This window comes from Candidatus Palauibacter scopulicola (assembly GCF_947581915.1).
Taxonomy (GTDB): domain Bacteria; phylum Gemmatimonadota; class Gemmatimonadetes; order Palauibacterales; family Palauibacteraceae; genus Palauibacter; species Palauibacter scopulicola.
Genome location: NZ_CANPWG010000010.1, coordinates 85,188 through 110,377, shown reverse-complemented (window position 1 = coordinate 110,377; position 25,190 = coordinate 85,188). Strand labels below are relative to the sequence as shown.

Genomic DNA, 25,190 nt, shown 5'->3' with positions numbered 1-25,190 from the left:
TCGGCTCAACGTTGACCGGGCACTGTGCGTTCTCTAACGTGCCGCCGCCGCGGCCGCTCTCGGGCGGGGCGGCGCGCCGATCCGCGGGATGGAAGGGGAGCCATGGCAAACCAGGTCGACGCCGGACGATTCAGGCGCCCGATGCGCCTGCTGGCCGGAGCCCTGGTGGCCCTTTCGCTCGTTGTCGTCGGCCTCGCGGAAGGTTCGCATACGCACGAGGACGACGAAGGGGACCATGCCCCGGCGGCGTGTCTGATCTGCGAACTGCCGCACAACATGGGGCCGGTGCCCTCCACGGCGACGCCGAGCACTGGCGAGCTCGGTCTCGTGCAGGGTCCCACCCTTCGCGGGTGCCAGCTGAATGTCCGGGCCGCCCATCTCTCCCCTCACCGTAGCCGGGCTCCTCCGCTTCCCATCTCTCTGTAGCGAAAGTCTGTAGCGAAGCCGCACTGCCGGTCCGGAGACCGGCAGGAGACTTGTCGACCGCGCCGGTGACCGGCGCGGCCAACGCGAGAGATGGAGATCCAATGCAGACCGCCGAATCGGGAGCGGGACAACCGCCCCTTCTCGAGGCCCGCGGGCTCAGCAAGCGCTATGGCCCCACGCAGGCCCTCGATTCCCTCGACCTGGCCATCGAGCCGGGAGAGGTCTACTGCCTCCTCGGCCCGAACGGGGCGGGGAAGACCACGACGATCAACCTCTTCCTCGGTTTCGTGCCGCCGTCCGGGGGTCAGGCCCTCGTGTCCGGGATGGACGTGTCCACCCACGACCGGGAGACGAAGCACCGGCTCGCCTACATCCCGGAACAGGTGATGCTGTACCGCAACCTCAGCGGGCTGGAGAACCTCGAGTACTTCGCCGCCCTGGGCGGGAAGGGGTCGCTGGGGCGGGAACGCCTCGCGGACATCCTCGTCGAAGCCGGGCTGGAGCGCGACGCGGTCGACCGCCGCGTGTCCGAGTACTCCAAGGGCATGCGGCAGAAGGTCGGCATCGCGATCGCGATGGCCAAGGAAGCCGACGCCCTCCTGCTCGATGAGCCGACGTCCGGTCTGGATCCCAAGGCCTCCAACGAGTTCTCGGCGCTGATCGAGCGGCTCAGGCACGGCGGCGTCGGGGTCCTCATGGCGACCCACGATCTGTTTCGCGCCAAGGAGACGGGGACGCGCGTGGGCATCATGCGCTACGGAAGCCTCGTCACGGAGATGAGCACGGACGAGATCGGCCACGCGGATCTCGAGCGCATCTACCTGGAACACATGCACGATTAGGAGGCGTCAGATGGCCGGGCACAGCATCCGACACATCATCCGCAAGGAATTCACAGACGTACTTCGGGACGGCCGTTTCCGCTGGTGCTCCATCCTGGTGGGAGCACTGCTGCTCGTCTCCCTGGGCCACGGGTGGGTCCAGGCGCGGGGGGCGCAGCGGGAGCACGCGGCCGCGCAGGCGACGGCCCGCGACCACTGGGAGTCGCAGGGCGAGAAGAACCCCCATTCTGCGGCCCACTACGGCATCTATGCGTTCAAGCCACGCCTCGCCCTATCCTTCGTGGACGAGGGCGTAGACCCCTACACCGGGACATCGGTGTGGCTCGAGGCGCACCGGCAGAACGATTTCCTGCTGCGCCCCGCGCAGGACGCGACGTCGGCCCAGCGCGTCGGGGCTCTCACGGCGGCGCAGGTGCTGCAGCACCTCGTGCCCCTGCTGATCATCCTGCTCACCTTCGGCGCGCTCGCCGGCGAGCGGGAACGGGGCACGCTTCGCCAACTGCTCGCGACCGGGGTCGGGCGGCGCGATCTGGCGCTCGGCAAGGCAATCGGCATCGCCGGTGCGCTGGCGCTGCTGCTCGTGCCGGCGGCGGCGGTGGGAGCGGCGGCCCTCGTCGTCGGGAGCCCCGGTCCGGCGGCATCCCCCGTGGCCCGGGCCGCGGTCCTTTCCGTCGTCTACCTCGGCTACTTCGCGGCCTTCCTCGCGCTCTCGCTGGCCGTCTCCGCCTGGGCCCGCTCGACGCGCACCGCGCTCGTGATCCTGCTTGGCGTGTGGGTGGTGAACGGGCTCGTGGCGCCGCGGGTGGCGGTGGACCTGTCGAAGTGGATGCACCCCACGCCTTCCGCCCTCGAGTTCGCTCAGACGGTGGAACGGGAGATGGCCACCGGCACGGAGGACATCCCTCGCCCGGACAACGAAGCGCTGACCGAGAGCCTGCTGGCGGAGTACGCAGTCGAGCGGGTAGAAGACCTGCCGATCAACCAGTCGGGCGTGCTGCTCCAGGCGAGCGAGGAGTTCGGCAACCGGATCTTCGACCGCAACTACGGCGCGCTCTGGGACACGTTCGAACGCCAGGGGGCCGTCCACGAGATGGTCGCGGTGGGGGCGCCGCTGCTCGCGGTGCGCGCGCTCTCCATGGGACTGGCCGGAACCGATGTCGAGCAGCACCGGCACTTCGCGACCGCCGCGGAGACGTACCGCAGGGACCTGATGCGGAGCATGAACGGCGACCTCACGGAGAACTCCCTCTCCGGCGATTTCTCCTACCAGGCCGGCGCCGAACTCTGGGAGTCCACGCCGCCGCTGCGGTACGACGCCCCGACCCTGGCCTGGGTGCTCGGCAACCGGATCCTGTCCCTCATCGTTCTGGGGGGCTGGCTCGTGGGGACGATCCTGATCGCCGCGGCGCGCGTACGGCGCGCGGAGGTGGCGTAGGATGACCGCGCGCACCGTACTCCGAAACGAGTGGCGTCTGCTCATGGCGGACCGGCCGCTCCGCATCGCGCTCGGACTCTTCGCGCTCCTGCTCGTCTACGCGCTGGCCAACGGCGTGGTCTGGACGCGCTTTCAGGAGCGCACCGTGGAGGCCGCCCAGGCCGGCAACGTCGAGCGCACGCAAGCCATCGCGCAGGAACTGGCCGACATCGAGGCCGGTGCGGAACCCGCTTCGCGCTTCTCGGACCCGCGGCTCCCGAACGTGATGGGCGGCGGGCGGGGCCGCCAGACGGCGGTCCTGACGCCGGGCCCCCTGACGGCGCTCACGGTCGGACAGAGCGACCTGCTGCCGTACTACTACGACGTCAACATCTACACGAACGAGTCGTCGTTCCAGCAGAACGGCGAGGTCGAGAGTCCCCTCAACCTGATGGTCGGGCGCTTCGACCTGGCCTTCGTGGTCATCTACCTGCTGCCGCTGCTGGTGCTGGCTCTGAGCTTCAACGTCCTCTCGGAGGAGCGCGAGCAGGGGACGCTGGCTCTGACCCTTTCGCAGCCAGTGTCGGCGCGGGGTGTCGTGGCGGCGAAGCTCGCCTTCCGCGCCCTCCTGGCGGTGGGCATGGTGCTGGCGGTCTCGCTGGTCGGGCTACTCGTGACGGGGGGCTTCGGCGCTCCCGGCCGGATCCTCCTCTGGTGCGCCGCGGTCGTCGCCTATGCGCTCTTCTGGTTCGTACTCGCGGCGTGGGTGAACAGCCTGCGGCGATCCTCCGCGTGGAACGCCACGGTGCTGGTGGGCGTGTGGCTGGTGCTGGTCGTCGTGCTCCCGGCCGGGATCAACATCGCGGCCGGACTCCTGCACCCGTTACCTTCGCGCGTGCAGATGATCACGGCTCAGCGCGAGGCGTCGAACGATGCCGTGAACCGCCGCAGCGAACTCCTCGCCCGGTACCTGGAGGACCATCCCGAGATGGCCGAGGGCGTGGTGGCCGACGAGCCCGGCCTGGGGGCGCTGGCGTGGGCCGCCACCGACGCCGTCAACCGCCGCCTGGAGGAGGTAACGGCGGAACACGATGCGAGCCGCGCGGAGCAGATCGCCCTCGTGCGCCGGTACCGTTTCTTTTCGCCGGCGCTCATGGCCCAGGAGGTGCTCCTCGACGCGGCGGGGACGGGCGACGCGCGGTTCGCCGGCTTTCAGTCGCAGGTCCGCGCCTTCGCCGAACGATGGCGGGACTTCTTCGTGCCCGCGATTGTCGCCGGCGAGCAGATGGATGCCGGCGCGTTTGCCCGCGCACCGCAGTTCCGTCTCGACGAGGAGGCGTCCGGCGAGGTCACGCGCCGCGCCGCCGTTCCCCTCGGCGTTCTGGGCACGCTCCTCATCCTGGTAGGTGCGGGCGCGGGAGTCGGACTCGGCCGCGTCCGAGGTGCGGACTAGGCATGGGTCTCCGCAACGCGCTGCTCATCGCCCGCCGGCAGGTGGGGGCAGTCCGCGAGGATCGGTACGTGGTCTTCCTGCTGGGGCTTGTCATCGCCCTCGGCGTGGTCGCGGTCCTCGGCGCCCGGCATCACGCCGCGAGCGAGGCGGAACAGCGCGCCCGCTACCAGGCGATGGTCGAGACCCAGTGGCTGGAGCAGCCGGACCGTCACCCGCACCGGGTCATCCACTACGGGTTTCTCGTCTTTCGGGAGGAGGCGCCGCTCGCCTTCTTCGACCCGGGGGTCGGCGCCTGGGCGGGGACCTCGCTCTTTCTGGAGGGTCACCGGCAGAACACGGCCAACTTCGGTGATGCTCGTCACGCGACCGGGATGCTGCGCTTTGGCCGCCTCACGCCGGCGAGCGTTCTGGCTCTCCTCCTGCCGCTGTTCGTCGTCGTCGCGGGCTTCGCCTCCGTGAGCGCGGAGCGAGAGCGGGGCACGCTTCGGCTCCTCCTCGCCCAGGGGGCGACGCCCGCCCAGATCCTCGCGGGCAAGGTGCTGGGCACGGGGGCAGTGGCGGCCCTCGCGGCCCTTCCCATCGGTGTCGCCACTCTGGTCATCGCCGGGTCCGGGGCGGTGGGCCCTGTCTCCGCCGGGCGCATGGCCGGATTGGCGGGCATCTACGCCGCCTATCTCGGGGGATGGGTCCTGGTCACCGTCCTCGCGTCCTCCTTCCGGGCCTCCTCGCGGAGCGCCCTCGCGCAGTTGATCGCGGTATGGGTCGTCCTCTGCGTCGCCGTGCCGCGCCTCGGGGCCTCCGTCGCCGGGGCGCTGCATCCGCTGCCCTCCCGCGCCGAGTTCACCGCCCAGGTGGAACGCGCGTTGAACGAGGTGGGCGACAGCCACAATCCCGACGATCCCTTCTTCCGCGCGCTGCGGGACGAGTACCTGGCCCGCTACGAGGTGGCGTCGGTCGAGGAACTTCCCGTGAACTGGGGCGGCGTGGTGAGCCGCGAAGGGGAGGCCGTCACGAGTCGGATCCACGAGGAGCAGCAGCGGGACCTCGTCGAAGGCCAGCGCCGTCAGGACCGCGTCCTGTCGTGGGCGGGGTTGCTCTCCCCCTATCTCGCGGCGCGGGACCTCTCCATGGCGATATCCGGGACCGCGTCCGAGGCGGTGGAGGCCTTCCGGGCGCAGGCGGAAGCTCACCGGTATGACCTCATACAGCGCCTCAACGATCTCCACATCAGCGAGATCCACTACGAGAACGACCGCGCCCAGCGCCTGCCGCGCGAGCATTGGGCGGAATTCCCGACCTTCGGGACGCGGCCGCCCCCGCTCGGAGGGGCGCTCGCCGGTCGCGCGCGCTCTCTGGCCGCGCTAGGCCTGTGGCTCCTCCTTCCGCTCCTGGGCCTCGGCCTGGCACGGGCGCGGCTGGCGCGCGTCGGGGTGGAGCGGGCCACCTCGTGAGGGCGCGGCTCCGGCTGCTCCGACTGGACATCCTCCGGCTGACGCGCTCCACCGGCGTCGCCGTCGCCGTCGTCCTGCTCCTGGCGATCGGGGTCTACGCGGCGTGGCGCGGCGGCCGCAACGTCGAAGCGGCGGCATCCTCCGCGGTCGCCGCGGAGACCGCCTACCGCGACCAGCTGGCCTACCTCCTCTCCACCTACCCTCCCGCGACGGAAGCGGGGGAGGTGCTCTACTACCTGGCCTTCCCGGCCCCGCAGCCGTCCCTGCCTCTCGCGGGGCTCGCCCGGGGCCGGACGGAGGTCGAGACGGCCAGCCTGCGAATCCGGCTCCTGGCGCTCGAGGGGCAACTCTACGAACACGAGACGGTGAACCCGCGCCTCGCCGCGGCGGGCGACCTCGACCTCGCCTTCCTGCTCATCGCGCTCCTTCCCCTCTTCATCATCGCCCTCACCTACGACCTCGTCTCCAGCGAGCGGGAGGGGGGTACCTGGAACCTCGTCCGCCTCTTCACCCGGCCGCGGCGGCTGCTCGCACTCAAGCTCGGCTCGCGCGCCTTTCTCGTCGCCGCCGTGGTGGCGGTGCCGGTTGCGCTCGCGGCGGCGCTGGCGGGTGTCCGCCTCGACGCCCGGGCCGGTTGGGCGGTCGCCCTCATCGCGCTGCACACCGCCTTCTGGTTCGCGCTCTGCCTCGGCGTCGCGTCCGGGCGCCGGTCCTCCACCGCCAACGCCATGATCCTGGTCGGGACGTGGGTCGCGCTCACCCTCCTGGCGCCCGCCGCGCTCAGCCTCGCGAACGCGATCCTCCATCCCGTCCCGGAGGCGCTGGAACTCACCGTGCGCCAGCGCCAGGGATATCACGAGGCCTGGGACATGACCAAGGACGAGACGATGCAGGGCTTCTTCGAGGACTACCCGGAGTGGAGCGACCGGACGGTCCCGGAGGACGTCTTCACTTGGGGCTGGTACTACGCCATGAACCACCGGGGCGACCGGGCCGCGCGCGAGGCGTCGGGCGCCTACCGCGACGTGCTGCGGGAACGGGAACGGTGGGCGCGGCGCTGGTCCACGCTCGTGCCGCCGCTCGCGGCCCAGCTCGCCCTCGACCGCCTCGCGGCCTCCGATCTGTCCGCGCAACTCGCGTACCAGGACGCCGTCCGCCGACACCACGAGCGGTTGAAGACCTACTTCTACCCGCACTTCTTCGCCGCCACGCCGATCGACGCGGTGAACTGGGACGGGGTGCCCGTCTTCGAGCCGGCCGAAATAGAGGAAAGCGCGACGCGGGCCGGCGTCCCGGCGGCGGCCGCCCTGGTCCTGGCCTCGATCCTCGTCCTCGCCGCGGGAGCGCGGCTCTCCGGTCCGCGCGCCGACTGACCCGCGGCGGCCGTCAGCCCCCGGCAGCCGCCAGCGCTTGCAGCACGACGCCGGCCAGCTCCGGCATGTGGTCGCGCATCCGCGATTCGTCGGAGTTGACCTGGATCGAGACCGCCACGCCGTGGCCCGGGTAGTACGCGAGGAGCGAGTTGTAGCCGGGCCAGAAGCCCCCGTGGCCGTACGTCAGCCCGTGCTCGCTCTCGGCGACGGATACCGCGAGCCCGTACCCCAGGTGCGGCCTGGTGCTGTCGGCCGGGAACCCGACTTCGAGCAACTGCGGAAGGTCGTCCCCCGAGATCGCCTCGCCCTCGTACAGGAGCTTCGCCCAGCGCACCATCGCCTGCGGGTTGTTCACGAGACCGCCCCCCGTCCACTCCTGCAGCGGATGGAGGATGAACCGGCCGTCCACCACCACCTCGAGCGGCGTGCCGTAGAGCCGTGAGCTCGCGTGCGCATAGCCCTGCGCGAGTCCGGGCAGGTCGCGCCGGTCGGCCGCAAGCGTGAGATCGAGGCCAAGCGGGTCGAGGAAGAACTCATCGAGGAGGTCGTAGTAGGCGCGGCCCGTCGCCGCCTCGACGGCGAGGCCCGCCAGCGTGTAGTGCACGTCGCTGTAGTGGTAGCCCCCGCCGGCGGGGAAGAGCGGCTCGGCGTCCAGCACCGTCTCGGCGATGAACTCCTCCGGGGTCATGTAGGCGTCGGGGTCGCGGAACACCTCGCCCAGCCGCACGGCGAAATCGGGATCCTCGAAGTACGGCTGGATCATGCCGGCCGTGTGGTTCAGGAGGTTGCGCATCGTGAGGTCCGCGTGATTGGGGACGCGGGAGAACCACTCCTCGTCGCCGAGCCAGGTCGCGACCGGCGCGTCGAGATCCAGCTCTCCGTTCATGGCCAGCTGCAGGGCGACCGCCGCGACGTAGGTCTTCCCGATGCTGCCGGAGCCCATGCGCATGTCCGGCGTCATCGGGATCTCGTCATCGACGTCCGACAGGCCGGTCGCGAAGCCGAACACGCGCCCATCCGGGAGGATGAAGGCTGCCGTCGCGCCCGGGAAGTTCTCGTCCGTCTCCTGGGCCTGCGCCCACGCCGCGTCGAGTTCCGCCTGAAACGCCTCGACGAGCGCCGCGGTCGCTTCCGGAGCCAGAGAAAGCTGAGACCCGGCCGCCGGATCGGCAGCCGAATCCGGCGCAGTGCCGCAGGCCAGAACGAGGCAACTCCCCAGGACGGCGAGGGGTGGATCAAAGCGTGGGGCAGCGTTCATCATGGAAAGGACCTCCCGTGCCGACGTACCGTCCGACCACTCTACGGGCCGACCGCCCCCAGCGAAAATCCACTGGGAGAACGAGGCGAAGGGATATCAGCATGCGCCACTCGAAGACCAGCGTCATCCTGGCCATCGCCTTCCTCGGCGTGCCGGGGGGCGCCCACGCGCAGAGCGCCGCCGCCCGAAGCGCGGCCGCCGACGCCATCCCCAGGGACTCGATCACCGGTCGCCTGGCCGACCTTCGCCGCATCCACACGCCCGAAGGGATCGAGGTTCTCGAGCCCATCGAGGTCAACGGGTCGACCCAGTGGCTGTCGATCCGCGGGCTGAACCGCGCCAACCCGATCCTTCTCGTGCTCCACGGGGGGCCCGGCAGCCCGGTGATGGGGGCGAGCTGGGCGTACCAGAAGCCGTGGGAGGATTTCTTCACGGTCGTGAACTGGGACCGGCGGGGCGTGGGAAAGAGCTTCTCCGCGGCGGATTCCGCCAGGCTGGGGCCGACGATGACCCTCGATCAACTCGTGGACGACGCGGCGGCGGTCGTCGAGCACCTGCTCGCGAGACTCGGCCACGAGAAGCTCGTCGTCCTCGGCTACTCCTACGGGACGCGGATCGGGCCCCGGCTCGTCGAACGGCATCCCGAGCGCTTCCACGCCTACGTCGGGCTCGGGCAGGCGGCCGGCCCCGACGCCGAACGCCAGCTGTACGCGACGCTCATGGAGCGCGTCCGCGCGGCGAACGACACGACCGCGATCCGCGAACTGGAAGCGCTCCGGCCTTATCCTCCCGCCGCGGGCCCCGGCGCGGTCGACAAGCTGCTCGCCACCCGCAGGTGGGCCCGGGAGTACGACGGCGGCTGGTACGGGAAGCCGACCTTCGACCTGTACTTCGCGCTTCCCGAATGGGGGCCGGAGTACACGGCGGCCGACGTGGCGAACATGCAGCCGGCCATGGCGTGGGCCGAACGCCACCTCATCGACCGGGCCCCGGCGCCCCGGCCGGCGCGGCTCGTGCAGCGCTTCGAGGTGCCGGTCGTCATCCTCCACGGACGGTTCGATCTGCACACGCCCTACCAAAGCGCCAGAGACTACTTCGACCGCATGGAGGCGCCCCATAAGCGCTTCGTGACCTTCGAGCGCAGCTCGCACATGCTCATGTTCGAGGAGCCGGGCCGACTGCTCCTGGCCCTGGTGGAGGAAGTCCTTCCGCTTGCGGGCGGACGGGCGCCGTTCTGATCCGGTCCCGGATCGCGCCACCCGCGCGGAACCGCGGCGTATTGCGCGGGCATTTCTGCGGTGCAGTTTGCGGGCGGAAGCCCCGTCATCTCCCCGTTTCCGAGGCAGTATCATGAAAGCAGCCCGAGTTCTTGCGCTCTCCGCGGCCGGTCTCCTCTTCGGCGCCACGACCGGCGCGACGGCCGCAGCCGCCCAGTCCGCCCTCGAGACGGCCATCTCCCATCTGGAGTACCGGGAGATCGGCCCGGCCCTCATGGGGGGACGGATCGCCGACCTCGATGTCGTCGAAGCGAAACCGCAGATCTTCTACATCGGCACCGCGAGCGGAGGGCTGTGGAAGACGGAGAACCACGGCACGTCGTGGACCCCGCTGTTCGATGATCAGCCGACGAGTTCGATCGGGGACGTGACGCTCCACCAGGCGAACCCGAACCTCGTGTGGGTGGGGACGGGCGAGCCGCAGAACCGCCAGTCCTCCCCGTGGGGGAACGGCGTCTACAAGTCGACGGACGGCGGGAACACGTGGATGCACATGGGGCTTGAGGCGACGAAGCATGTCGCCCGCATCCTCATCCATCCACGCAACCCCGACGTCGTCCATGTGGCCGCGATGGGAGATCTATGGGGTTCGAACTCCGAGCGGGGCGTCTTTCGCACGACCGATGGCGGGGAGTCGTGGGAGAAGGTGCTGTACGTCGACGACCACACCGGAGCCATCGACCTGGCCATGGATCCCGCCGACCCGAACACGATCTTCGCGGCGATGTACCAGCGGCAGCGGACGGGCTGGGGGTTCAACGGAGGAGGCCCCGGGAGCGGCCTCTACCGTACGGTGGACGGCGGCGACACCTGGACGGAACTGACGGAAGGACTGCCGGCGGGCGACAAGGGCCGCATCGGGATCGACATCTACCGACAGGACGGCAACCTCGTCTACGCGCTCGTCGAGGCGGATCCGCGGCGGCCCGGCCAGGGCTTCGGCGGCGGAGGCGGCGGTCCCCGCCAGGGCGGACTCTTCCGCTCCACGGACCGCGGCGAGACGTGGGAGAAGGTGTCGGACACCAACCCGCGGCCGATGTACTACTCCCAGGTCCGCATCGACCCGAGCAACCCCGACCGCATCTACGTGCTCGGCACGCAGCTCTCGATTTCGGATGACGGGGGACGGACGTTCCGCAACGACGGCGCCGTGCAGATCCACGTCGACCACCACCAGCTGTGGATCAACCCGGAGGACCCGGACCACCTGATCCTGGGCAGCGACGGCGGGGTCGCGGCCTCGTGGGATGGAGCCGCGCACTGGCGCATGTTCGACAACATCGCGCTCGGCCAGTTCTACACCATCGGCTACGACATGCGGACGCCCTACGCGGTGTGCGGCGGGCTGCAGGACAACGACGCGTGGTGCGGGCCCTCGAACACGCGCTCCTTTCACGGCATCCGGCACCAGGACTGGTACGAGACGGCGTACGGCGACGGCTTCTTCACGATCGTGGACCCGACGGACTCGACGATCGTCTACTCCGAGTCGCAGGGCGGGAACATGAACCGCTACGACCTGACGACGGGGGAGAAGATTCCCATGCGCCCCATCGTCGGGCCGCGGGCGGACGGCGACACGACGAAGGCCTACCGCTACAACTGGAACTCGCCGCTCCTGCTCTCGCCGCACGATCCGGCCACCGTCTACCTGGGCGCGAACTACCTGCTGCGCTCGCGGGACTACGGGATGTCGTGGGAGGAGGTCGGGGGGCTCGATCTCACGAAGCAGATCGACCGCGAGGAGTTGGAGATCATGGGCGTCGCCGGCTCCGAGCCGCAGATGTCGCTCAACGACGGGATCGCCACCTACGGGAACCTGACCTCGGTGGAGGAGTCGCCGCTCGCGCGCGGGCTGATCTACGCGGGGACGGACGACGGAAACCTGCAGGTGTCGCGCGACGACGGGGAGACGTGGGAGAACGTCGCCGACCGCATCCCGGGCCTCCCCGAGCGGACCTATGTGAGCCGGGTGGAGCCGTCGCACCACGTGGAGGGGCGCGTGTACGCCACCTTCGACGGGCACCGCAACGGCGACTACGCGCCCTACGCCTACGTAAGCGAGGACTACGGTCAGAGCTGGCGGGCGATCGCGAACGGGCTGCCGGACCTGTGGTCGGTGAACGTGATCGTCGAACACCACCGGGCGCCGAACCTCCTCTTCATCGGGAACGAGGTCGGCGTCTTCGTCTCCGTGGACCGCGGCGAAAGCTGGGTCCAGCTCAAGAACAACCTGCCCACGGTCCCGGTGGACGACCTCCTCGTGCACCCGCGCGAGAACGACCTCATCGTCGGCACGCACGGGCGCAGCGCCTGGATCCTGGCCGACGTGGCGCCTCTGGAGGCGCTTTCCGAGGGGATGCTGGCGGAGGCGGGACGTGTGTTCGGCGACCGTTCGATCATGTGGACGGAGAAGGGGGACTGGCCCTTCTACGGCGCCACGTACAGCGCGCCGAACCCGCCCCGCGGCGCCCGGATCCGCTACTACCTGCGGGATGCCCCGGCCGAGGAGATGGCCGCGGACGAAGACGAAGGGGAGGACGCGGGCGATGACGACGGCGACGGAGATGACGGGGAAGGGGACGAAGACGGCGACGGTGCGGACGATGGAGACGCGGGCGACGACGGGGACGGCGGCGCGGACTCCTTCTCATTGAAGATCAGCGACGCCTCGGGTGTACACGTACGTACGCTGGAGGCGCCCGCGGAGGTCGGCGTCAACGAAGTGATCTGGGACTGGCGCCATGACCGGCCGTACGAGCCAGAGGGCGGCGGGCCGGGCGGGGGCGGCGGCGGCTTCTTCTTCGGCGGCGCGCCGCAGGGACCGATCGTCCTTCCGGGCTGGTACACGGTGAGCATGGAAGCGGGGGGCGAGACGTTCTCCGCCACGGTCGAGGTCGTCGCGGAGCCGAGGCGACCGATGAGCCGGGCGGACCGGATGGCGCGGCAGGAGGCGCTCGTGAGCCTCCACGCCATGGCGGGCCCGATCTACGAGGCGGGGCAGGCCCTCGGAGCACTCGAGGAGCAACTGTCCGCGGCGGAGGACCTGATCGAGAGCGCGGACGAGGCTCCGGAGGGGTTGGGGGAGGAGTTGGATGCGATCGAGGAGGAGATCGAGGAGATCCGCGACGAGTTGGGGGACGCGCGCAGGAACGCGGGTGTCGCGAACGCCATCCAGGGTTCCTCGACGGTGCCGACCGCGGATCACCTGTGGCAGGTCGACGAGGTGTGGAACGTGATGCCGGAGCTGCTGGACCGGCTCAACGCGCTCATCGAGACGCGCGTGCCGGCGCTGAACGCGCAACTGTACGCGGAAGGCGTGCGGCCGTCCGCGGGCGAGCCGATTCCGCTGCCGGACCGGCCGGGCGGCTGACGGGCGGTCGACGGGCGGCCGACTCCGGGCACCGATAGATTGCGGCCATGAGATACACGACGAGACACGCGATGAAATCACCCATGACGGGGTTGCCGGCGCCGCTGCTCGCCCTCGGGCTGGCGGTGGTGGCGGCGTCCGCGTCGGGCGGGCCCGTGCCGCCGGGACTCGGAGGCGTCTTCGCGCGATCCACGCCGGTCGCGCAGTCGGCGCAGTCCGCCGCGACGGTCGTCCGGGTGCCGATCTCCGGCACGATCGAACTCGGCGTGGCCCCCTTCGTGGCTCGCGCGCTCTCGGAAGCCGCCGAATCCGGGGCGCCCGCCGTGATCATCGAACTCGACACGCCCGGCGGACGGGTCGACGCGGCGTGGAAGATCATCGACGACCTGCGCGACGCGGAGGTCCCGACCTACGCCTACGTGAACCGCCGCGCCCTCTCGGCGGGCGCGATGATCGCGCTGGCGACGGACCGGATCTACATGCGGCCGGGCTCCACCATCGGCGCGGCCACGCCGGTCACCGGCGAGGGCGAGAAGGCCCCGGAGAAGATGGTGAGCGCGATGCGCTCGGAGTTCCGGGCGCTGGCCGAGGAGCGGGGGCTCGATCCGCTGATCGCGGAGGCGATGGTCGACGAGAGCATCGAGGTCCCCGGCGTGAGCGAAGCCGGCCGCCTGCTCACCCTCACGACGGACGAGGCCACCGCGATCGGCGTCGCGGACGCCGAGGTGCGGGATCTCATCGAACTGCTGGAGGTCATGAGGCTTCCGGCCGCCCCGGTGCGGGAAGTCCAGCCGAACTGGGCGGAGGCGATCGTCCGCTTCCTGACGAACCCGGCGGTCGCGCCTCTCCTCCTGAGCCTCGGCTTTCTCGGACTCATCGTGGAGGTGCGGACGCCGAGTTTCGGCGTGGCGGGCGCGGTCGGACTCGCCTCGCTGGCCGCCTTCTTCGGCGCGCACCATCTCGTCCACCTCGCCGGCATCGAGGAGATCCTCCTCTTCGGCGCGGGCGCCGTGCTGATCGCGCTCGAAGTGCTCGTCATCCCCGGCTTCGGCATCGCCGGGATCCTGGGGACGGTCGCGGTACTCGGGGCGGCCGTCATGGGCATGGTCGGCCAGGTGCCGACCTTCGACCAGGTGTTCAACGCGGCGGGACTCGTCGCCCTGTCGATCATTCTGGTCGGCGTCGCCGGGTGGGCGCTGGTGCGGCACCTCCCCCGCAGCAACCGATTCTCCGGACTCTTCCTCCGCGACTCGACGAGCCGCGAGACCGGATACCTCTCGGTGCCTCCGCGCGAGGACCTGGTCGGCGGACTCGGCGTCACGTCGACCGACCTGCGGCCCACCGGGGTCGCGATCATCAACGATGAGCGCATCCACGTCGTGACCGAGGGTCCCTGGCTCGAGGCCGGGACCCCGATTCGCGTACTGGAAGTGGCGAGCGGGCGGGTGCTCGTGCGCCGCGCCAAGCAGTCTCCCGAATCCGAACACAGGAACGAGGCCTGATATGGAACCACTGGCGGGAACCAGCATCATCATCCTCATCGCCATCGCGCTCGGCGTGCTCATTCTGTCCTGGATCGTGCCGATCCGGCTCTGGGTCACGGCGATCGCGTCGGGGGTCCGGGTGGGCCTCGGAAGCCTGGTGGGGATGCGACTGCGGAAGATCCCTCCGCCGCGGATCGTCTATCCCCTCATCAGTTCCTACAAGGCGGGTCTCCCTCTCCACACGAACGAACTGGAGTCGCACTTCCTGGCGGGAGGCGACGTCGAGCGCGTGGTGAACGCGCTCATCTCGGCGGACAAGGCGCAGATCGAACTGCCGTTCCGGCAGGCGGCCGCCATCGACCTCGCGGGGCGGGACGTGCTCGACGCGGTGCAGGTGTCCGTCAACCCGCGGGTCATCCAGACGCCGAAGGTCGCCGCGATGGCGAAGGACGGGATCCAGCTCATCGCGACGGCGCGCGTGACGGTGCGGGCCAACATCAACCGCCTCGTCGGCGGCGCGGGGGAGGAGACGATCCTGGCGCGCGTCGGCGAAGGCATCGTGTCGACGATCGGGTCGGCGTCGTCGCACAAGGCCGTGCTCGAGAACCCGGACAACATCTCGAAGACCGTGCTCGCCAAGGGACTCGACTCCGGGACCGCGTTCGAGATTCTCTCCATCGACATCGCCGACGTCGATGTGGGGAAGAACATCGGGGCGGAACTGCAGACGGACCAGGCGGAAGCGGACAAGCGGATCGCGCAGGCGAAGGCCGAGGAGCGGCGCGCGATGGCGGTCGCGTCGGAGCAGGAGAACCGGGCGCTCGTCGAGCAGATGCAGGCCGAAGTCGTGAAGGCGGAGGCGGAAGTCCCCCTCGCGATGGCCGAGGCGTTCCGTGAGGGCAACCTCGGGATCATGGACTACATGAAGTACCGCAACATTCAGAGCGATACGCAGATGCGGAGGTCCATCGCGAAGCCGCCCGAGAGCGACAAGGACGGCTGATGCCCGATCTCGAAGGGGCGCTGCCCCTGATCCTGCTGATGATCTTCCTCTGGGTGCGCAGCATCGGTGCCGCGATGAAGAAGAACCGCCAGCGGCAGGAACAGGCGCTCGAGCAGGCGGGGGCGGCGCCGGAGTTCGAAGCCGAGCCGTCGCTGGTTCGGGCCGCCGAGCCCGCCGGAGTGGAGGCGCCGCCTCCGGCGCGGCGTCCGACGCTGCGCGAACAACTGCAGGAGATGGGCCGCCAGCTCGAGCAGCAGATGCAACAGGCCGCGGACGAGGGCCGGCCGGGCAGCATGGTGGGCCACCGGGACCCGGAGGAGGCCCCCGAGCCTCCTCCGTTCATCCGGCCGGCTCCGGCACCCGCTCCCCGCCCGGTGGCGAGCGCACCGGCGCCGGCGCCTCCGGTGCGTGAACGCCCGCGGCGGCCGCCGCCCGGGCGCCCGGCGGCGAGTGCGCTCCGTGAACCGCACGGGCCCGCCACGGCAAGCCGGCGTGCCTCCACCCGCCACGGTGGCCCGCTGGAACGTCTCGAGCGCTACCCCTCGCTCGCGCGGGCCGTGATCCTCTCCGAGATCCTGGGCCGGCCGCCGGGTCTGTCCGACGACCGGAACGTCTGACTCCGCCGGGCCGAGGCCCGTTCGGCTTACCGGCTGTGCAGGGCGAAGGCGGCTCCCTGCGGGTCGATGCCCTGCAGGATGAACTCGCCGCCGGGGACTTCCATCGGCCCGATGACGACCGATCCGCCCAGCTCCTTCACCAACTCTGCCGAGGCGTGCACGTCGGACACGAGGATGTAGAGCCCCCAGCACGGCGGCGGCATGTCGTCGCTTCGGTTCATCATGCCGCCCAGTTCCTTGCCGTCGCGCCCGTACATCTGGTAGATGCCGGCCTCGCCCATGTCCATCGCCGTCGTCTTCTCCCACCCGAACAGGTCGGCGTAGAACGACCACGCCGCCTCGATGTCGCCGGCGACCAGTTCGTGCCAGGAGAACTCTCCGAGGGCCGGCTCTCCGTCGTGCCCGGGCGTGTCGCCGGAGGGCTGGTAGGCCGTGAACACCGCGCCGCCGGGATCCCTGAGGACCGCGATCTGGCCGACTTCGGGGATCTCCATGCGGTGGATCGTGCCGCCCCCCAGCCGCTCCGCCTGCGCCACCGTCGCGTCCACGTCCGGCGTCGACAGGTAGGGCATCCAGTGGGCCGGGGCTCCCCCCGCGAGGGCGTCGGCCGGCAACTGCATCACGCCGCCGACGGGTGTGCCGTTGTTGTTCCAGGTGATGTACTCCGGGCCTTCGCCCTGCCAGGCGCCAGTCTCCCAACCGACGATCTTCCGGTAGAAGTCCTGCGCGCCTTCGAGGTCCGTGGTGAGAAGCTCGTACCAGCAGAAGCGGCCGAGCGGCGTTTCAGACATCGCGTGCCTCCTGGGGTTCAGTCATGGTCGTCGAGGAAAGGTGATTTCTTCCGGCGCGGTTCGTAGTCCCCGAAGGGCGAAGCGCGCGGAGTGCCGCGGTCGGTCCTCGTCTCCGGCGTCGCGGTGCCGAGTATGGACTGGAGTTCCTGCTCGCTGAGCTCGAACGGGTCGTCTCCGGCGTAGAGTGGGGGACATACGCGGTGCGGCGTGCCCGGGTTTCCCGGCAGCGGCTCGAACCGCCATTCGGACCGGGAGGCCACGCGTACTTCCCAGCGGTTTCCCCGGCGGTCGGAGAATTTTCGATGGCTCACGGTCGCTTCCTTTCGGATGGGGACGTCCCGTCGGATGAGGAGCGGAGAAGGATCGCGGTCCCGCCCAGACCGATGACCGCGAACGCGAACCACTGGATTGCGTAGGACAGATGTGGGCCGGCATCCGTCTCGAGCGCGCGGGCCGGACGCAGGGTGGCGCCCGGGGGAGGATCGTCCGCGCGCAGGACATGGGGCGTGGGTGCGAGGGCGGTCTGCTCCCGGATCAAGGCGAGGTCGAGCCCCGCGATCGCGAGGTGCCGCGCGCCGGCGATCTCGGCCCGGAGCGGCTGTCCGCCGCGCCCGTCCCGCGAGGACACGAAGACCCCCTGGACCGTGGCGGGGGGTAGGGCTTCCCTCCGAGGGTTGGCGGGGTCTTCCGCCGGGCCGGGAGGATCCGACCACCCGGACGCGAGGTCGGGGCGGAGGCCGTCGGGCGCCGGCAGCCAGCCGCGCAGGACCATCACGACCTGCCCGGCGTCGCCGCCGACCAGGAAGGGGGTTAGCACCTCCGCGCCGGCCCGCCCGTCCAGGGTGCGGCTCCGGAGGATGACTTCGCCCTCCCGGTCCCACCGGCCGGCGAGCCGCGCGCGGCGGCCGATGAGGCCCGCCGTGTCGGGAGGCACGTCGCCGGGGCCGAGCCACTCGAGCCGTGGGGCGACGGCGCGCTCCGCGCGCGCGCGCACCCCGGCGCTCCGTTCGCCATGCCGGTCGAGTTGCCAGAACCCGAGGCGGATGAAGAGCGCACCCAGGGCGAGGGCCACGACACACAGAAGGATTTTGCGGTTGAATGTCACTCTATGCCCCGGGTCCGATTCACCTGGCCCACGAGTCTATCCGCTCGCGGAGGCGGGCGCAGCCGCGCGAGGGTTTGCGGCCGCCTTGCCGCGCCGCCGCCGATGCGCCGATCTTCCCGCGATGATCTTCCAGAGCCCCCACCCCCCGATCGTCGTCCCGGACCAGTCGTTCTCCGATTATCTCCTGGGTTCCCTCGGGGATCGCCGGGACAAGCCCGCGTTCATCGAAGGACCGAGCGGCCGGGTGGTGACCTACGGTCAACTCCGGGATCAGGCGCGCGCCGCGGCGCGGGGCCTCGCGTCCCGCGGGCTGGGGCGGGGAGGCGTGGTCGCCATCTGCAGCCCGAACGTGCCCGAGTACGCGACGGCGTTCCTCGCGGCCGGCATGGCCGGCGGCTGCAGCACGACGCTGAACCCTCTCAGCACGGATGACGAACTCGTCTCCCAGTTGAACGATTCCGCCGCTCGCTGGTTCATCACCGTCCCTCCGCTCCTCGAGAGGGCGCACACGGTCGCGGCGCGAACGGGTATCGAAGAGATCTTCGTCTTCGGCGAGGCCGCTGGCGCCACCGCCTTCGCCGACCTCGCTGCAGACGGGATGAAGGATGGGATGCCGACGGCTGCGGAATCGGCGGGCATCCTCAATCCCGCCGAGGATCTTCTCACGCTCCCGTATTCGAGCGGCACGACGGGCGTTTCGAAGGGCGTGATGCTCACGCACCGGAACCTCGTCGCGAACATCGAGCAGTTCAGCGCCGTCGGCCTCGTGAACGCCGACGACGTAGTGCTCGCCGTCCTCCCCTTCTTTCACATCTACGGGATGGTCGTCGTCATGAGCGGCGCCCTGAAGGCGGGCGCGACCGTCGTCACCATGCCCCGCTTCGATCTCGAGGAGTTCCTCGGGGCGATTCAGCAGTACCGGGCCACGAGCCTCTATCTCGTGCCGCCCATCCTGCTCGGCCTCGCCAAGCACCCCGCGGTCGACGGCTACGACCTCTCGTCCGTGAACTGGATCATGTCCGGGGCGGCCCCGCTCGGAGAGGAGATCGCCCTCGCCTGCCAGGACCGGATCGGGTGCCGCGTGTTCCAGGGTTACGGCCTCACGGAGGCGAGTCCCGTGACGCACGTCTGTTTCGGCGAGACTGTCGATGCGGACAAGATCGGAACGATCGGGCCGACGATCCCGAGCACCGAGATGAAGATCGTCGATCTTGAATCCGGAGAAGCGCTGGGACCCGGCGGGGAAGGGGAGCTGTGGGTCCGCGGCCCCCAGGTGATGAAGGGATATCTCGGGAACCCCGAGGCTACCGCCGACACGGTCGATGCCGAGGGCTGGCTGCACACGGGTGACGTGGGGCGCGCCGACGAAGACGGGTATGTGACGATCGTCGACCGGGCCAAGGAACTTATCAAGTACAAGGGCTACCAGGTGGCCCCCGCCGAACTCGAGGACCTCCTCCTCTCCCATCCGGCCGTGGCCGATGTCGCCGTCATTCCCGTGGCGGATGAGGAGGCGGGAGAGATCCCGAAGGCCTGTGTCGTGCGGGCGGGAGACGTGACCGGCGAGGAGATCATGCGGTACGTGGCCGAGCGCGTGGCTCCGCAGAAGAAGGTCCGCGCCGTGGAATTCCTCGAGGAGATCCCGAAGTCGGCGTCGGGCAAGATTCTCCGGCGGTTCCTCGTGGAGCGCGAGCGGGCCGCGGCGTCGTGAGTGAGGCGCTGCAGGAAAAGTACGCGCCCGAGTCGATCTGTTTCGGCTGCGGCCCGGCGAATCCGGAGGGGCTCCGGCTGCGCAGCTTCCCCGCGGCGGGCGAGGGCCACGAGGTGGTGGCCGAATGGACGCCCGGGCCGAATCACCGGTCGTTCCCGGGCATCCTCAACGGAGGGATCATCGGGACGCTGCTCGACTGCCAGTGTAACTGGTGCGCCGCACACTACTTCATGCGTGCACGCGGCCTGGACCATCCGCCCGTCACGGTGACGGCCGAATACACGGTCCGGCTCCGGAAGCCGACCCCGCCGGACGCCCCGGTGCAACTTCGAGCGCGGATCGCCGAGGCCGGTGAGCGCAAGGTCGTGGTCGAAGCCGAACTGCTGTCCGGCGGCGAGTGCACGGCCACGTGCTCGGGGGTCTTCGTGGCCATCGAGGAAGCGCATCTGGCACATGGAAACCGATAAGGCGGTCGCTCGCATGCTCAGCACCCGGGGTCCCGTTGTCCATCGCCTCGCCGTCCGCCGCCCTGGGTTCCGCCCCCACATCGCGTGGGGTCTCGTGTTGGCGGCCGTCGCGTCGGGGGCACGGCTCTCCGCCCAGGCCGTGGACGCCGCCGGGTCGGCGCCGTTCGAGGTATGGGAGGCTTCGATCCCCGAGCTTCAGGCGGCGCTCGAGTCGGGCCGGGTGAGCTCGACCGAGCTGGTGGACGCCTACCTGGCCCGGATCGCGGCGTACGACCGGGCGGGGCCGACGCTCAACGCGATCATCCGTCTCCATCCCACGGCGAGGGAGCAGGCGCGGCGGCTCGACGCGGAGCGCGCGTCGGGGCGGGTGCGGGGGCCGCTGCACGGGATCCCCATCCTTCTCAAGGACAACTACGACACCTTCGACATGCCCACGGCCGGGTCGACGGTCGCGCTCGCGGGGTGGACGCCGCCGGACGACGCCTTCCAGGTGCGGAAGCTGCGCGAGGCGGGGGCGATCATCCTCGCCAAGACGAACATGCACGAGCTGGCGGCGGGGATCACGAGCATCAGCTCGCTCGGCGGGCAGACGCGGAACCCGTACGATCCGGCGCGGAACCCCGGCGGCTCCTCCGGCGGGACGGGCGCCGCGGTGGCGGCGAGCTTCGGCGCCGTGGGGTGGGGGTCGGACACGTGCGGCTCGATTCGCATCCCGTCGTCGGTCCACAACCTCGTCGGGCTGCGGCCGACGAAGGGGTTGTCGAGCATCGACGGGCTCATCCCGCTCTCGCACACGCAGGATACGGGCGGGCCGCTGGCGCGCTCCGTCGTGGATCTCGCGATCGCCCTCGACGCGACGGTGGGCGCGGATGCGGCGGATCCGGCCACGGAGGCCATGCGCGGCCGGGAGCCCGTCGGCTTCCGCGCGGCGCTCGACGCGGGGGCGCTGGCGGGGACGCGCATCGGGGCTCTGACGGAGTGGCTGTCGGATTCGGGCGCGGAAGCTCCGGTCACGGCGGCGGTTCGGGCCGCCCTCGACGCGATGGCTGCGGCGGGGGCGGAGATCGTCGACATCGAGATCCCCGAGCAGGACTCGCTGCTCGCGAACACGGGCGTGATCGGGCACGAATTCGCCGTGGATCTCGCCGAGTACCTGGCCGCGGCCGGCGGTGGGCCGGTGGCGTCGCTCGGGGAAATCGTGGAACTGGGACTGCACCACGAGCAGCTCGACGGCACATTCCGGCGGCGCAGCGAGGCGGGCCCGCGCGACGAGGCGGCCTACGCCGAGGCGCTGGAACGGCAGGCCGCGCTGCGGGAAGCGATCGTGGCGTTCATGGACGCGGAGCGGCTCGACGCGATCGCCTACCCGACGCTGCGGCGCGATCCCGCGCGGATCGGCTCACCGCCGGTCGGAGGGACGTGCCAGTTGGCCGCGCACAGCGGGCTCCCGGCGATCAGCGCGCCCGCGGGTTTCACGCGGACCGGGATGCCGACCGGCGTCGAGCTGATCGGCCGCCCGTTCGACGATGCGCGCCTGGTCTCGTTCGCGTACGCGCTCGAACGGGCGATCGAGCCGCGCCGCGCGCCACCCCGCACGCCCCCGCTCGTGGACGGCCGCGCGCCGGAACCGATCCGCTTCAGCGTCGTCGGCGACGGCGGGTGGGCCGGGCGGCCCGCCGCCCCTCGGCTCCACGGCAGTTTCAGCCTCGACCTGCCGCGCGGCACGCTGCGCTACCTCATCTCCACGTCCGGCCTCGGGCCGGCGGACGCCCACGCGATCGTGCTCCAGCGCCGGGGCAGCGGAACGCGGCCGAACGCGGTCGTGCGTCGTCTCTCCGGCCCGGGCCACGCATCGGCCGAGGGCACGCTGACGCTGAGCGCCGCCGACCTCGACGACCTCCTCGCGGGGCGGATCGAACTCGCGCTCTACACCGCCGACCGCCCGCGCGGCGCCGTCCGGCTCGTGCTCGCCCCGGAGGGCTGAGGGGCAGATTGCTAGGAGATGGACCCCCCGCCGTAGGCCCCCAGGAGTAGAGCTTCCTCCCTGAAGCGTTGCGGGCGGTAGGGGGCGAGGTCGATGTCGGGCGCCTCGCCCAGCAGGGATTGCGCCACGCAGCGCCCGACCGCCGGGGCCAGCTTGAACCCGTGCCCGGAGAAGCCGTAGGCGAGGTACAGGCCGGGCAGGCCGGGTGCGGGACCCAGCACCGGGTTCCAGTCCGGCGTGATGTCGTAGGGTCCCATCCACGAATCCGTGAGGCGCGCCCCCTCGAAGGCCGGCATGCGGGCGGCGATCTGTGCCCGCTGCAGGGAGACGAGATCGCGCGGAGCCACCGCGTTCATGCGGTCGGGATCCTCCAGCGGGTCTCCGAAGTCTCCCGTCCCCACGAGCACGACGCCGCGCGCAGCGGGTCGAAAATACATCTTGTTGTCGACCGTAAGGTCTTTGACAATGGGAAGTTCAGGACCATACGGCGATGCGCCACCGAACGTCAGCACGACATGTCGCGTCACCTGCAGCCGAAGGGCTTCGACGGCGGCGTCCGACAAGCCGGAGTGGGCGTAGAGACCTCGAGTCCAGGGCCCCACCGCACTCACGACACACCGGGCCTCCACCGTTCCGCCGGGCGTCGTCACGCCGGTCACGCGACTCGCGGAGGTCCCGCCGTCCGGCGCGAGGCGCAGCCGCTCCACGGGCGCGTGCTCGAACACCGCGACCCCGCGCCGCCGCGCGGCCGTCACGTACCCGAGGGTTGTCGTGACCGGGTCCGCGTAGCCGGATGCGGGTTCCCAGCCGATCGCGGCCACGTCCCCCAGGTCGAGCCAGGGGTGCAGTTCGCGCGCCTCGGCAGGGTCGATCGGCGACGTGTCCGCGCCCAGCCCCCGCTGCCGGGCGAGATTGTCCGCCAGCCGGTCGGCGAACGCTCCGGGCCCCGCGAGGATGAGGTAGCCCGAGTTCACGAAGCCGCTCGCCACGTCGTCCTCGCCGAGCGCCTCCCGGAAACCGCGGAACACGTCGAGACTACGGAGCGTGAGCGCGGTATTGCTCGCCACCGAGTAGTGGCTGCGGATGATCGCGCACGACCGGCGGGTGCCCCCGCTGCAGACCTTCCCCCGGTCGAAGAGGGCGACCGAGGCGTCCGACAGCTCCGCCAGGTGGAAGGCGATGGAGGCGCCGATGACGCCCCCGCCCGCAATCGCGAAGTCGTAGCCGCGCCGCACCGGTTCGCTTTCCTCTCAGCGGGACGTTACGCCCGGAAGCTCCTCCGGTCTGTCGTCCTCATCCATGTCGTCGGCGGCCATCGCCCACAGCTCCCAGTGGTAGCCGGGTCCCTGGAGCTGGCCGTGGCTCCCCACGCCCCCCTTGCCCCCCGCGTCGACGAGGTTCCAGACCAACTCCCCGTGCCGCACGAACACGTGCTGGTCTTCCTGGAACCACTGCGCCCGGCGCAGCGTGCGCGAGTCCACCTCATCGTGCGGGACGGGATAGGCGAGCCGGCGCTCGTCGCCGCTCTCCAGGTCCCGGATCACGAGCCCGGTGTGGGCTTCGTTCCCCGGTTCTTCGGCCCCGTTCGAGACCTCCTGCGAGACGGCCCCGCCCGCGGTGGCAAGCATGAGCCCGAGACAGAGCGGCAGGGAGTAGACCCCGCCTGCGGCGTGTAGCAGGATAGGACGCTCGTTCATCAGTCGGCCTCCTCGTGGCGTCGTGGTGGCTGGCCGTACCGAAACCGAAACGGACGATTCTGTGTCGATGCATACATTGCATACGGCGAAGCACGAAAGACCCCGCGTCCGCCGCCGGACCCCCGCCATGGTTCCGACGGTCTGCGTCTGGGCCGGATTCTCGCTCGCGACCGGCGCCGTGGCTGCTCAGCAGGTCATCGAGTTGCCGCTCGAGGACCGGATCCTGGAAGCCGACTTCAGCGAGGTCTACCGCGTCGGAAACGGAGACAGGGAGTGGGAGCTTTTTTCTTACGTTTCCGCGGTGAGCTTTGACGCGCGCGGCAACCTGCACATCTCGGATCTGGTCGGTGACGAGCTTCGCGTCGTGATCGTCGACCCCTCCGGAAGCCTCGTCGCGGCGTTCGGGCGCAGGGGTGACGGCCCGGGCGAGTTCCGCGAGGCGAACCAGGCCTTCGCTCTCGCCGACGGACGTACGGTCGTCCCGGACAAGGGCCATCTTGCCTACCACGTCTTCGACTCGGAGGGGGCATTCGAACGCATGGTGCGCTTCCCCGGCGTGGGCCCGCGCCACGATCTGCCGGCCGGGATGACGCCATCGGCGAACCCCCGAATCCGCAGGGCGGACCGGGACGGAACCTTTCTCTCGCGCGTCATTTCCGTGTGGGACGTGCGGCGGCAAACGAATACGACGGCCGGCCGGATCTCCATCAAGCCCGGACCCCGGGAGGTGGCCCGAGTGGAGTTTGAGGGAGAGGAGGCCCGCGAGGTGCCCCTCTTTCGGGCCCCCGGCAGTCCGGACGACCGAGTGAAGTTCCATTTCGCCCCTCTTCCGAACGGGTGCGTGGCGTTCTCGGATTCCACCGCATATGCGGTTCGGATCGTCGCGCCCGCCGGCAACGTCGACCGGATTCTCACCCGCCCGTTCCCGGTACGACCCTGGGACGAGCGCAATCGGAGGGCCTTCGCCAACTCCCTGCGGACTCGCCTGGAGCGGGAGTCCGCCGAGAGCCGGCACAGGGCCGAGATGCTTGGATTGTTCGGGGGAGTCGAAGCGCTGGAAGCACGGCTGGACGACCTCGACCTTCCCGGCGAAGTCGAGATCATCGATGCCCTCGATACGGATTGGGAAGGCAGGATATGGGTGCTCCGTACACCGGCAGACGGGTTTCCCGACCTGGATATCGTTGGGGCCTTTCAGTCCGCCGTTGGGGGGCGACCGAATACGCTGCCGCCGACGCGCCCCGGTCCGGTCGATCTGATCACCGCCGAGGGGCGGTATATCGGGACCCTTGCGGAAGCTCGGATGCCGGCTGCCTTCGGGCCGGGGGGGCTCGTCGCCTACGTGGAACTGGACGCCTTTGACGTGCCGACCGTCGTCGTGAAACGGGTGTCGGGGGCCATCCAGGAGTAACGGCGCGGGTCGGGATTCCCGCCGCGTTCCCGCGGGAACGTCGGTGGCCTTCC

At 70.5% G+C, this 25,190-nt stretch carries 21 protein-coding genes; 15 read left to right on the top strand and 6 right to left on the bottom strand.

Translation table 11 applies throughout. The annotated features are described in order from the left end of the window. The first annotated feature begins 102 nt into the window (after nucleotides 1-102). The 6 genes from RN743_RS02250 (at nucleotide 103) to RN743_RS02225 (ending at nucleotide 6,959) form a co-directional block, all read left to right on the top strand. Nucleotides 103-426 (top strand): hypothetical protein, encoded by a 324-nt coding sequence (locus RN743_RS02250; protein ID WP_310775819.1) that lies wholly within the window; start codon nucleotides 103-105, stop codon nucleotides 424-426. 101 nt (nucleotides 427-527) lie between these two features. Continuing rightward, nucleotides 528-1,268, top strand: a complete 741-nt coding sequence (locus tag RN743_RS02245; RefSeq protein WP_310775817.1) for an ABC transporter ATP-binding protein — start codon at nucleotides 528-530, stop codon at nucleotides 1,266-1,268. Between the two features lie 10 nt (nucleotides 1,269-1,278). Further along, entirely contained in the window at nucleotides 1,279-2,703 is a 1,425-nt protein-coding gene (locus RN743_RS02240; protein WP_310775815.1) for an ABC transporter permease subunit, read from the top strand. A 1-nt stretch (nucleotide 2,704) separates the two neighbouring features. After that, complete coding sequence (locus tag RN743_RS02235; RefSeq protein WP_310775813.1) at nucleotides 2,705-4,135, top strand: DUF3526 domain-containing protein; 1,431 nt, start codon at nucleotides 2,705-2,707, stop codon at nucleotides 4,133-4,135. A gap of 2 nt (nucleotides 4,136-4,137) precedes the next feature. Beyond that, complete coding sequence (locus RN743_RS02230) at nucleotides 4,138-5,586, top strand: DUF3526 domain-containing protein (protein ID WP_310775811.1); 1,449 nt, start codon at nucleotides 4,138-4,140, stop codon at nucleotides 5,584-5,586. Further along, complete coding sequence (locus RN743_RS02225) at nucleotides 5,583-6,959, top strand: DUF3526 domain-containing protein (RefSeq protein ID WP_310775809.1); 1,377 nt, start codon at nucleotides 5,583-5,585, stop codon at nucleotides 6,957-6,959. Before RN743_RS02230 ends, RN743_RS02225 begins: the two co-directional genes overlap by 4 nt. Nucleotides 6,960-6,972: 13 nt before the next feature. On the opposite strand, the gene RN743_RS02220 is transcribed toward RN743_RS02225, so the two are convergent. Next, nucleotides 6,973-8,220 carry a serine hydrolase domain-containing protein gene (locus RN743_RS02220; protein ID WP_310775807.1) on the bottom strand — a complete coding sequence of 416 codons (1,248 nt, stop codon included), beginning with the start codon at nucleotides 8,218-8,220 and terminating at the stop codon, nucleotides 6,973-6,975. A 98-nt stretch (nucleotides 8,221-8,318) separates the two neighbouring features. Here RN743_RS02220 and RN743_RS02215 point away from each other — a divergent pair, with 98 nt between their 5' ends. The 5 genes from RN743_RS02215 to RN743_RS02195 all read left to right on the top strand — a co-directional run bounded on the left by RN743_RS02215 (nucleotide 8,319) and on the right by RN743_RS02195 (nucleotide 15,971). Next, the gene (locus RN743_RS02215) at nucleotides 8,319-9,455 is read left to right on the top strand and encodes an alpha/beta hydrolase (protein ID WP_310775805.1); all 1,137 of its coding nucleotides are present in this window, start codon (nucleotides 8,319-8,321) and stop codon (nucleotides 9,453-9,455) included. Between the two features lie 112 nt (nucleotides 9,456-9,567). Beyond that, nucleotides 9,568-12,867 (top strand): hypothetical protein, encoded by a 3,300-nt coding sequence (locus RN743_RS02210; protein WP_310775803.1) that lies wholly within the window; start codon nucleotides 9,568-9,570, stop codon nucleotides 12,865-12,867. 71 nt (nucleotides 12,868-12,938) lie between these two features. Then, nucleotides 12,939-14,369: an NfeD family protein gene (locus tag RN743_RS02205; protein ID WP_310775801.1), complete on the top strand. Its 1,431-nt coding sequence runs from the start codon at nucleotides 12,939-12,941 to the stop codon at nucleotides 14,367-14,369. A gap of 10 nt (nucleotides 14,370-14,379) precedes the next feature. After that, a complete protein-coding gene (floA, locus tag RN743_RS02200) occupies nucleotides 14,380-15,354 on the top strand; it encodes a flotillin-like protein FloA (RefSeq protein ID WP_343218915.1) in 975 nt (324 codons plus the stop codon). After that, the gene (locus RN743_RS02195; protein ID WP_310775797.1) at nucleotides 15,354-15,971 is read left to right on the top strand and encodes a hypothetical protein; all 618 of its coding nucleotides are present in this window, start codon (nucleotides 15,354-15,356) and stop codon (nucleotides 15,969-15,971) included. The genes floA and RN743_RS02195 overlap by 1 nt, the downstream gene beginning before the upstream one ends. Before the next feature lie 26 nt (nucleotides 15,972-15,997). On the opposite strand, the gene RN743_RS02190 is transcribed toward RN743_RS02195, so the two are convergent. Genes RN743_RS02190 through RN743_RS02180 form a run of 3 tightly spaced genes read right to left on the bottom strand, consistent with a single transcriptional unit; the run spans nucleotide 15,998 to nucleotide 17,867 of the window. Continuing rightward, the gene (locus RN743_RS02190; protein ID WP_310775795.1) at nucleotides 15,998-16,762 is read right to left on the bottom strand and encodes a VOC family protein; all 765 of its coding nucleotides are present in this window, start codon (nucleotides 16,760-16,762) and stop codon (nucleotides 15,998-16,000) included. Nucleotides 16,763-16,779: 17 nt separating this feature from the next. Continuing rightward, the gene (locus RN743_RS02185) at nucleotides 16,780-17,073 is read right to left on the bottom strand and encodes a hypothetical protein (RefSeq protein ID WP_310775793.1); all 294 of its coding nucleotides are present in this window, start codon (nucleotides 17,071-17,073) and stop codon (nucleotides 16,780-16,782) included. Next, complete coding sequence (locus RN743_RS02180; RefSeq protein ID WP_310775791.1) at nucleotides 17,070-17,867, bottom strand: SURF1 family protein; 798 nt, start codon at nucleotides 17,865-17,867, stop codon at nucleotides 17,070-17,072. Before RN743_RS02180 ends, RN743_RS02185 begins: the two co-directional genes overlap by 4 nt. Nucleotides 17,868-17,988: 121 nt before the next feature. Between RN743_RS02180 and RN743_RS02175 the strand changes: the two genes are divergently transcribed. The 3 genes from RN743_RS02175 to RN743_RS02165 are packed head-to-tail and all read left to right on the top strand — an operon-like array spanning nucleotide 17,989 to nucleotide 22,029. After that, nucleotides 17,989-19,578 (top strand): 4-coumarate--CoA ligase family protein, encoded by a 1,590-nt coding sequence (locus tag RN743_RS02175; RefSeq protein ID WP_310775789.1) that lies wholly within the window; start codon nucleotides 17,989-17,991, stop codon nucleotides 19,576-19,578. Beyond that, nucleotides 19,575-20,045 carry a PaaI family thioesterase gene (locus RN743_RS02170; RefSeq protein ID WP_310775787.1) on the top strand — a complete coding sequence of 157 codons (471 nt, stop codon included), beginning with the start codon at nucleotides 19,575-19,577 and terminating at the stop codon, nucleotides 20,043-20,045. The genes RN743_RS02175 and RN743_RS02170 overlap by 4 nt, the downstream gene beginning before the upstream one ends. Nucleotides 20,046-20,058: 13 nt before the next feature. Next, nucleotides 20,059-22,029, top strand: a complete 1,971-nt coding sequence (locus RN743_RS02165; protein WP_310775785.1) for an amidase family protein — start codon at nucleotides 20,059-20,061, stop codon at nucleotides 22,027-22,029. Between the two features lie 11 nt (nucleotides 22,030-22,040). On the opposite strand, the gene RN743_RS02160 is transcribed toward RN743_RS02165, so the two are convergent. Together RN743_RS02160 and RN743_RS02155 are read right to left on the bottom strand one after the other, a co-directional pair. Then, nucleotides 22,041-23,264 (bottom strand): FAD-binding oxidoreductase, encoded by a 1,224-nt coding sequence (locus tag RN743_RS02160; RefSeq protein ID WP_310775783.1) that lies wholly within the window; start codon nucleotides 23,262-23,264, stop codon nucleotides 22,041-22,043. A gap of 15 nt (nucleotides 23,265-23,279) precedes the next feature. Continuing rightward, nucleotides 23,280-23,726 carry a hypothetical protein gene (locus tag RN743_RS02155; protein ID WP_310775781.1) on the bottom strand — a complete coding sequence of 149 codons (447 nt, stop codon included), beginning with the start codon at nucleotides 23,724-23,726 and terminating at the stop codon, nucleotides 23,280-23,282. A 127-nt stretch (nucleotides 23,727-23,853) separates the two neighbouring features. On the opposite strand from RN743_RS02155, the gene RN743_RS02150 reads away from it, so the two are divergent. Further along, nucleotides 23,854-25,137 carry a hypothetical protein gene (locus tag RN743_RS02150; RefSeq protein ID WP_310775779.1) on the top strand — a complete coding sequence of 428 codons (1,284 nt, stop codon included), beginning with the start codon at nucleotides 23,854-23,856 and terminating at the stop codon, nucleotides 25,135-25,137. The last annotated feature ends 53 nt before the right edge of the window (nucleotides 25,138-25,190 follow it).

Excerpts from the sequence above, each read along its gene's own strand:
- RN743_RS02235 (WP_310775813.1), top strand. The coding sequence starts at position 2,705 with ATGACCGCGCGCACCGTACTCCGAAACGAGTGGCGTCTGCTCATGGCG.
- RN743_RS02230 (WP_310775811.1), top strand. The coding sequence starts at position 4,138 with ATGGGTCTCCGCAACGCGCTGCTCATCGCCCGCCGGCAGGTGGGGGCA.
- RN743_RS02205 (WP_310775801.1), top strand. The coding sequence starts at position 12,939 with ATGAAATCACCCATGACGGGGTTGCCGGCGCCGCTGCTCGCCCTCGGG.
- RN743_RS02150 (WP_310775779.1), top strand. The coding sequence starts at position 23,854 with ATGGTTCCGACGGTCTGCGTCTGGGCCGGATTCTCGCTCGCGACCGGC.
- RN743_RS02190 (WP_310775795.1), bottom strand. The coding sequence starts at position 16,762 with ATGTCTGAAACGCCGCTCGGCCGCTTCTGCTGGTACGAGCTTCTCACC.
- RN743_RS02240 (WP_310775815.1), top strand. The coding sequence starts at position 1,279 with ATGGCCGGGCACAGCATCCGACACATCATCCGCAAGGAATTCACAGAC.
- RN743_RS02250 (WP_310775819.1), top strand. The coding sequence starts at position 103 with ATGGCAAACCAGGTCGACGCCGGACGATTCAGGCGCCCGATGCGCCTG.
- RN743_RS02245 (WP_310775817.1), top strand. The coding sequence starts at position 528 with ATGCAGACCGCCGAATCGGGAGCGGGACAACCGCCCCTTCTCGAGGCC.
- RN743_RS02155 (WP_310775781.1), bottom strand. The coding sequence starts at position 23,726 with ATGAACGAGCGTCCTATCCTGCTACACGCCGCAGGCGGGGTCTACTCC.
- RN743_RS02165 (WP_310775785.1), top strand. The coding sequence starts at position 20,059 with ATGCTCAGCACCCGGGGTCCCGTTGTCCATCGCCTCGCCGTCCGCCGC.
- RN743_RS02195 (WP_310775797.1), top strand. The coding sequence starts at position 15,354 with ATGCCCGATCTCGAAGGGGCGCTGCCCCTGATCCTGCTGATGATCTTC.
- RN743_RS02175 (WP_310775789.1), top strand. The coding sequence starts at position 17,989 with ATGATCTTCCAGAGCCCCCACCCCCCGATCGTCGTCCCGGACCAGTCG.
- RN743_RS02215 (WP_310775805.1), top strand. The coding sequence starts at position 8,319 with ATGCGCCACTCGAAGACCAGCGTCATCCTGGCCATCGCCTTCCTCGGC.
- RN743_RS02220 (WP_310775807.1), bottom strand. The coding sequence starts at position 8,220 with ATGATGAACGCTGCCCCACGCTTTGATCCACCCCTCGCCGTCCTGGGG.
- RN743_RS02210 (WP_310775803.1), top strand. The coding sequence starts at position 9,568 with ATGAAAGCAGCCCGAGTTCTTGCGCTCTCCGCGGCCGGTCTCCTCTTC.